Source organism: Prosthecobacter sp., assembly GCF_046154365.1.
In the GTDB taxonomy this organism is placed as follows: Bacteria; Verrucomicrobiota; Verrucomicrobiia; order Verrucomicrobiales; family Verrucomicrobiaceae; genus Prosthecobacter.
The window spans coordinates 1-7342 of sequence record NZ_JBJXFV010000085.1; the positions used below are offsets into that span (position 1 = coordinate 1).

The 7342-nt window shown below is 59.5% G+C and carries 7 protein-coding genes; 2 read left to right on the forward strand and 5 right to left on the reverse strand.

Annotated elements, in window-relative coordinates:
- Positions 1-65 precede the first annotated feature (65 nt).
- Positions 66-1376, forward strand: coding sequence for a cytochrome c biogenesis protein ResB (locus tag ACKVY0_RS11115; protein WP_409214886.1), 1311 nt, complete (start codon positions 66-68; stop codon positions 1374-1376).
- 248 nt (positions 1377-1624) lie between these two features.
- Positions 1625-3646, forward strand: a complete 2022-nt coding sequence (locus tag ACKVY0_RS11120) for a cytochrome c biogenesis protein (protein WP_409214887.1) — start codon at positions 1625-1627, stop codon at positions 3644-3646.
- A 9-nt stretch (positions 3647-3655) separates the two neighbouring features.
- Here ACKVY0_RS11120 and ACKVY0_RS11125 read toward each other — a convergent pair whose 3' ends face one another.
- From ACKVY0_RS11125 to ACKVY0_RS11145, 5 genes are all read right to left on the reverse strand, one after another.
- On the reverse strand, positions 3656-4291 hold the full coding sequence (locus ACKVY0_RS11125; RefSeq protein WP_409214888.1) for an N-acetylmuramoyl-L-alanine amidase: 636 nt from the start codon (positions 4289-4291) through the stop codon (positions 3656-3658).
- Positions 4292-4465: 174 nt separating this feature from the next.
- Positions 4466-5344, reverse strand: a complete 879-nt coding sequence (locus ACKVY0_RS11130; RefSeq protein ID WP_409214889.1) for a type II secretion system protein — start codon at positions 5342-5344, stop codon at positions 4466-4468.
- A 105-nt stretch (positions 5345-5449) separates the two neighbouring features.
- Positions 5450-6265 (reverse strand): LpxI family protein, encoded by an 816-nt coding sequence (locus ACKVY0_RS11135; RefSeq protein WP_409214890.1) that lies wholly within the window; start codon positions 6263-6265, stop codon positions 5450-5452.
- Positions 6262-7065, reverse strand: a complete 804-nt coding sequence (locus ACKVY0_RS11140; RefSeq protein ID WP_409214891.1) for a TatD family hydrolase — start codon at positions 7063-7065, stop codon at positions 6262-6264. Before ACKVY0_RS11140 ends, ACKVY0_RS11135 begins: the two co-directional genes overlap by 4 nt.
- Positions 7062-7342 (reverse strand): hypothetical protein (locus tag ACKVY0_RS11145; protein WP_409214892.1); only part of this gene is annotated, 281 nt, incomplete at its 5' end. The genes ACKVY0_RS11140 and ACKVY0_RS11145, both read right to left, overlap by 4 nt.

The window sequence follows — 7342 nt, forward strand, 5'->3', positions numbered from 1 at the left end:
TTGATGAAGCCGGAGTGATCTGACTGAGCACTAAGCACTGAGCACTTTTCCCCTTCACACGCATCGTGTCCTCTCCCCCCAAATCCCTCCTCGCGCGACTCTTCGCCTTCCTCACCAGCTTCGGCCTCGCCACGTTCACGCTGTCGATGCTGCTGCTCATCACCTTTCTCGGCACGCTGGAGCAGGCGGAGTACGGCCTCGTGGCCAGTCAGGCGCGTTATTTTGAGTCCTTCTTCATCGACCGCATCGACATCGGCTCCTGCTGGCGTGCGCTGGCGTTCGATGGGTATTGGGACATCGGCAATGTGACGCTGCCGCTCTACATCGTGCCGGGTGGCTACACACTGCTGGCGATCCTGTTCGTGAACCTGTTCTGCGGCGGCATCGTGCGCATCCGCAAGTCGCCGAAGACCATTGGCGTCATCATCTCGCACTTCGCCATCCTGTTCATGATCGCCGCTGGAGCGGTGAGCTACCACTTTGCCAAGGAAGGCAGCCTGGAACTGGCCGAGGGCAAGACGAGCGATGAGTTTCGCAGCTTCCATGAGCGCGTGATCGAGATCGAGAAGGTGCAGACCGATGAGAAAGCCAAACACAGCGTGCTGGTGATCGGCGCTGAGAAGTATCGTGACCTCAACACCGGCAAGGGCCGCACCTTCACGCATGCGAGCCTGCCGTTTGATGTGATGGTGACGAACTGGAAGCAGCACGCACAGCCGAAACGCGATGCCGACGGCAGCCGCAGCGATGCGGTGGACGGTTATTTCATCCAGGAGATCAGCATGCTGGATGAAGCGGGTGCCGCCCTGCCCGATGAGCAGCTTGCGAGTGCGTGCATCGTCATTGCGAAAGATAAAAACGGCGGCGCGGAGCAGAAGGGCATCCTGTGGGAGTTCGCCGCGGCTCCCTGCACCTTCACGGTGGGGAATGACAAGTATCTCGTCTCGCTCACGCACCGCAGCTACAAACTGCCCTTCGCCATCCGCCTCGACCACACCGAGCAGGAAAAACATCCCGGCACCGAGCGTGCCCGCCGTTTCACCAGCATGGTGACCAAGATCACCGGCAGCCGTGAAGAGAAGCGTGTCGTCACCATGAATGAACCCATTCGCAGCGAAGGCTACGCCGTGTTTCAGCAGACCTTTGACGACGGCGTGCGCAGCGGCAGCGGCGTGAAGCGTTCCGGCTTCCAGATCGTCGAAAACCCCTCCGACCACTGGCCGCTCATCTCCTGCATCATCGTCGCCGAAGGTCTGCTGCTGCATTTCCTCATGATGCTGGCTCGGTTCATCAAAGTGAACCCGTGGAAGTTCGCCCTCGGCCTGATCGCGGCGTTCAACGCGGCCTTTGCCCTCGCCATGTGGAAGCTGCTGTAACTCGCAAAACCGATGATGCTGACGATGTCTCCATTTCGCCCCTCACCCGACCTCTCCCCGAAGTCGGCCACAAACGTGACCCCATCTTCGACGGGGAGAGGGGATGCGCTTTCTGGCCCCTCTCCCCGCCGGACGTATTCGACAGCTCTGCAAGCCGCTTCGGGGAGAGGTTGGGTGAGGGGACAGCCAAAATTTCTGCCGCCGCCAAACTCCGCATCAGCTCAAGCGTGAACAACATGCTTACGATCATGAAAACTCTCCCTCTCGCTCTCATCGCCCTTCTGACGCTCGCAGGCGTCACGCCCGCCGCCGAACTGCCGCCGCTTGATCTTTTCCGCGACAAAGAAGTTACTGAAACCTTCGCCGCTATCCCCGTGCAGGAGTCCGGGCGCATTAAGCCGCTCGAAAACATCGCCAGCTATCGCCTGCTGCGTTTCCGTGCCCGCCGCAGCATCTGGCTGACCGACAGCGGCGAGATGGACGGCAAACCGCTCGTCGATCCCGCCACGCAGAAGCCGATCACCAAGGAAGGTGGCAAGCCGGTGAAGCTCTCCGCCACCGAATGGATGCTGATGAGCTGGTTCCGCCCGGACATCGCCAAAACGGTGCCGCTGTTCAAAGTCGATAACTCTTCCGCCATCACCGAGCTGGAACTCACCGCGAAAGCGAAGCGTGATCAATACACCTTCCTCGAAATCGAGCCCGCCCGGCAGTTGATGATGCAGAAGATGAGCGAATATCGCGAGATTCCTGCCAAAAAACAGACGCCTGAGCAGCGCATGATCGTCCAGCTCGGCGCGAACTTCCTGGACTACGAAATGATCACCGGTCACTTCGATTTCATCCGTTCGCCCGTCGGTGAGAAAGCCGCCGGCCTGCCTGCTGGGGTGGCGCAGCCGGTGCGTCTCTCGAATAGCCTCAACGCACTCGGCACCGCCATTCGTGGTGGCGGTCCGCCGATGCAGATCCCCTGGTTCCGTGATTTCGGCAAGGGTGCCCTCGGTGCCATGATGAGCGGTAATCCCGAGCAGCAAATCCGCCTCTTTCCGCCGGCCTCCAAGTCCGCTGAAATCTGGCACGGCCCGGGCGAAACAATTTTTCAGGCCATCAATGGCGACCAGGACGCCAGCGCCGAGCAGCTCGCCTGGCTGGCGCTGTATGAAGAGGTCTATCTGGCGCTGCCTGATACCGCCAAGTTTAAAACGGCTGCCAAAGCCTTGCTCACCAAGATTCAAACCGCCGCCTCAACTCGCGGCGAAGGCCAGTTCATCGCCCTGGAGCGGCATTCGATGCGTGCAGACTACTTTTTCTATGCGCAGTGGATTTTCCTCGTCGGTTTCATCGCTGTGGCACTGACCTGGGTCTCGCCGGGTTCACGCTTTGAGTCGATCTCGAAGCTGGCCGCTTGGCTGCTACTCGGTAGCGCCACCGCGCTCGCGGTGACCGGTGTGATCATCCGCTGCATCATCATGCAGCGGCCGCCGATCACGACGCTGTATGAAACGATCCTCTTCATCGGGTCTGCGTGTGCCTTGCTGGGCCTGCTGGCCGAATGGATCACGAAACGCGGCCTCGGGCTGCTCATTGCCGCCGTTGCAGGTGCCGCCTGCATGTTCCTGGCCATCCAGTTCGAGGCCTCTGAGGCCGCCGACACGCTGCAACTGTTGCAGGCCGTGCTGATCACGAATTTCTGGCTCTCCACGCACGTCCCCATGATCAATCTCGGCTACGCGGCATGCATGGTCGCGGCGCTGATTTCGATGATTTACTTCATCCAGCGGTTGTTTGGCAAAATCAAGACCGGCACCGATGAAGGCCGCTTCCTCACGCGTGTGGCCTATGGCTTCATCGCCGCCGGCTTGTTCCTCTCCCTCGTCGGCACCGTGCTCGGCGGCATTTGGGCGAATTACAGTTGGGGCCGTTTCTGGGGCTGGGATCCGAAGGAAAACGGCGCATTGATGATCGTGCTGATGTGCCTCGTCATTCTGCACGCCCGCCTTGGCGGCTACATCCGCGAGATCGGCCTGCACTGCTGCAATCTCGTGCTCGGCTGCATCGTGATCTTCTCGTGGTTCGGCGTGAACCAGCTCGGCGTGGGCCTGCACGCCTACGGTTTCACCGACGGCATCTGGCCGAAGATCTACGGCTACTGGCTCAGCCAGGGTGTGCTGCTGATCTATGGGCTGATTCTTGCGTTCAGTGAACGCAAACCGAAGACGAAGGCAGCAGTGAACGTGCTCCCCGGAAGCGAAGCGGTCGGATCGGACTGATCTGACCGATCAATCCGCTTTGCGATACGCCACGATGCCTTGCGCGATGCCTTCGGCAATGCGGGCGCGGTATTCACCGGTGAGCATGCGGGCGCGTTCCGTGGAGTTGCTGACGAAACCGCATTCGACCAGCACGGCAGGATTTTTCGTGGTGGCACGAATGACGTGGAAGCCCGCGCTTTTGACGCCGCGATTGGTCATGGTGGTTCGCTGCACGAGGTAAGCCTGAATGTAGGCGGCCAGCATGTAGCTGGACGAAAAGTGATAATAGGTTTCCGCACCGGCACCGCTGCCACCGCGGTTGTAGTTGTAGTGAATGCTCACAAAGATGGCGTTCCGGCCCCGGTTGCCTGCGGCGGAGCGGTCCTGCAGGGGGATGAACACATCGCGGCTGCGGGTCATAATGACCTTGAGGCCTTCCTTCTTGAGCAACTGCTCCACACGCCGTGCGGTGTCGAGTGCGAGGTGCTTTTCATAAACATAGCCGATGGCCGCGCCACGATCATGTGCGCCATGACCGGGATCGAGAATCACAGTGTCAAATGCCCCGGCCTTCGTCGTCAGAATCAAAACCGCCGCCGCGAATCCAACAGCAGCCGTGAGCAGGCGGTTGAAAGAGTGGTGAATGCGAATGGATTTTGGCATGTGATTCAAAACAGGTGACGGAAGCCGCTGAGCATTCCGGTAATCATCAATCACACAGTAAGCGAAGAAGCAACGAGAGGGAAAAGTTTTTTGCCTGCAATCAGCAGTTGCGACACAAAAAAACCGCCGGGTGGTTCACACCCGGCGGCGCAGCAGATTCGCTGGTTTAACTCATCAAGGATTGCCCAGCGGGGAAGGCGGCAGACCACCGGGCTGACCCAGTGGGGGCGGTGGCAGGCCGCCGGGTTGACCGCCGAGCGGTGCAGGCGGCAGGCCACCGGGTTGGCCACCGAAGGGTGCAGGTGGCAGGCCGCCGGGCATACCAGGCTGGTTTGGATTTTGGTAAGAGCCTGCGCCCCCGCCAATGACGATATTCAGCACACGCTGTGGAATGCCTTGGGAGGCCTGCGTGAATAAGTCCATGCCGCCAGCCATGGGTTTGGGGCCGACAGTCCCCTTTTTTCCACTCAGCGCCTCGACCGTAACACTGCCGTCATTGCGACCGATGATGATCTTGCCGGAGGGCCAGGTGCGGCCGGGCTTGATCTGACCGGCGGCATCAGCACTCCACTGTGGTGGCCAGCCGTTGCCGATCGGGTTTTCAAACACGATAGGCATGCTGCCCTGGGTGGTGTCGGTCTGCCCGGCGGTCATGGCCCAATGGTTTTCTCCTGGCATAAGCGCTGCGCCATAGCCAGGGGCCTGGCCGATGCTGTTGTTGTCAATGGTGTTGTAGCCGGCCGGGCAGCCGAAGATCTTCTCATCTGGAACGATCTGTTCTTGAATCAGATATCTAAAGGCATCGTTGGACGAGGCGGCAACGCCGCCTGTCATCGGATTTGCCACCGAATCAGGGTACGAACTGTTGTTGTCCTTGGAGAACTGCTTGAGCGAGATGATGATCTGCTTGCAGTTGTTGACACCTTTCATCTGGTTGCCTTGCGTCTGGACCAGGTTGAAGGCGGGCACGGCCAAGCTCGCGAGAATCGCGATGATCGTGATCACCACCAACAACTCGATCAGAGTGAAGGCGTGGTTGCGTTGCGTTTTCATAGTATGAGTGCGTTTATGGGTTGGTTATGATGTTATGTGGTCGCAGGCATTAACCTGCTGCCACCTCAATTAGACCCAACCGGCGGTGGAAAGGCGAGAAAAAAATCACGCTAGGGCGATGAGGCTCACTTTGGCCTCATGGCAGAGGCGAAAGACCTCGTTTTGGCTCAAAATCAGCGTCTTGCCGGCCTCCACAGCGATCAAATCGACCCCCGCACCCACAGCAGTGCGGATCGTGTCTGGACCGACGACCGGCACGTCGAAGCGCATGTCCTGATTCGGTTTCGACACCTTCACCATCGTCGCACCACCACGTCCGAGGGCTCCACCGCGCTTCACGGCCTCGTTGGTGCCTTCAAACGCCTCCACGGCCAGTACCGTGCCGTTTTTGACGACCACGGTCTGCCCGATGTCGAGTCGGCTGCTTTCCTTGGCGATTTTAAAGCCGTATTCCGCGTCTTCTTGCCGCCGTTTCTTGATCTGTGGCCCCGCCACATGACCCGCTCCGGGCATCAAGTCTTCCAAGAACGTCGTCGCTGACAGCAGCGTGATGCCGTCCTTCGCCAATTCATCGCCGATGGCCCCAAACATCGTTTCCGCATTTCGTTGTTTCAAACGCGCCAACATCATCAGCGTGCGAAAATCGGGCCGCAGGTCGAACAGGTTCTTCGGCGCGATTTGTCCCACCATCACCGTTTGTGTCACGCCTTGTCTCTTGAAGAACGCAATCATCTTCCCGAGCTGCCCCACGCGAAACCACTCGATGGCATCGACCATCGTCGCCAGCTCCGGTTTCGTCTCGTTGGTGAAAGCGGCACCGACGAGTTTTTTCACGCCGGCCTTGCGTGCCGCCGCCACGAAGGTCTCGGGATAGATGCCGTTCCCGGCGATGAGGGCCATGCAGTCCAGGTTCACGCTCATGGCATCACAAACTTGGGGCTTTGCCGCATGAACGTGCTCGGATTGTCCCAAGCCACGCGTTGCACCATCGCTTCGCTCCAGCCGCGCTGGCGCATGGCCTGCATCGTCTTCGGTACGGCCAGCGGATCGCTGATGCCCCAGTCACAGGCACTGTTCATCCAAATACGCTCGGCCTGGCGGTGCTCCAGCATGTCGATGGCACGGTTGGGAGTGCATTTGCTCTCGGGATAGAGCGTGATGCCGGCCCAGAAGCCGTGGTCGAGCACATGGTCGATGGTGTGCTCCTCGACGTGATCGATGATGACGCGCTCCGGCGTGATTTTGGAGAAGTTTTTCAGCGCATCGACGATCAAGCGCGTACCCTTGAGCTTGTCCTCCAGATGCGGCGTGTGGATGAGCACGAGCTGGTCGTAGTCCTGCGCCACCTGCACATGCTGCTCGAAGATTTTCAGCTCGTTGCGGCTATTTTTGTTCAAGCCGATCTCGCCAATGCCCAAGACGCCCGGTTTGTCGATGAACTGCGGGATCAGCGCGATCACGTCCTCCGCCAGTTTCAAATCCTCCGCTTCCTTCGGGTTGATGCACAGCCAGCAGTAATGTTTGATGCCAAACCTTGCCGCGCGTTTTGGCTCATACTCGGTGATCTGGCGGAAGTAGTCGTAGAAGCCGTCAGCGCTGGCACGGTCAAAGCCGGCCCAGAACGCCGGTTCGCAGATCGCCTGGCATCCGGCGATGGCCATGCGCTCGTAGTCATCCGTCGTTCGGCTGACCATGTGACCGTGGGGTTCGATGTATTTCATGACGAACCCTCCCGAAACGCGCCGACGGCACCCTGCATTGTCGCTTTGGCAATGGGTTCCGTGCTCGGATCGCTGAAACTCAGTAGCACTTCTTTCGCACGCTGCGGCTCGTTCTTCGACAACAACGCGATGGCGTGTTTGAGCGCCTGCACACGAAAATCATCGGCCTGTCCCGCACGCTGGGTGCGGTCAAGGAAGGCGGCGAGGTCGATCAGCTTCGAACGCGAGTCCATGAAGCCCAGATCGACCAGATTGACTTGGGTTGGGGGTGTCCAAT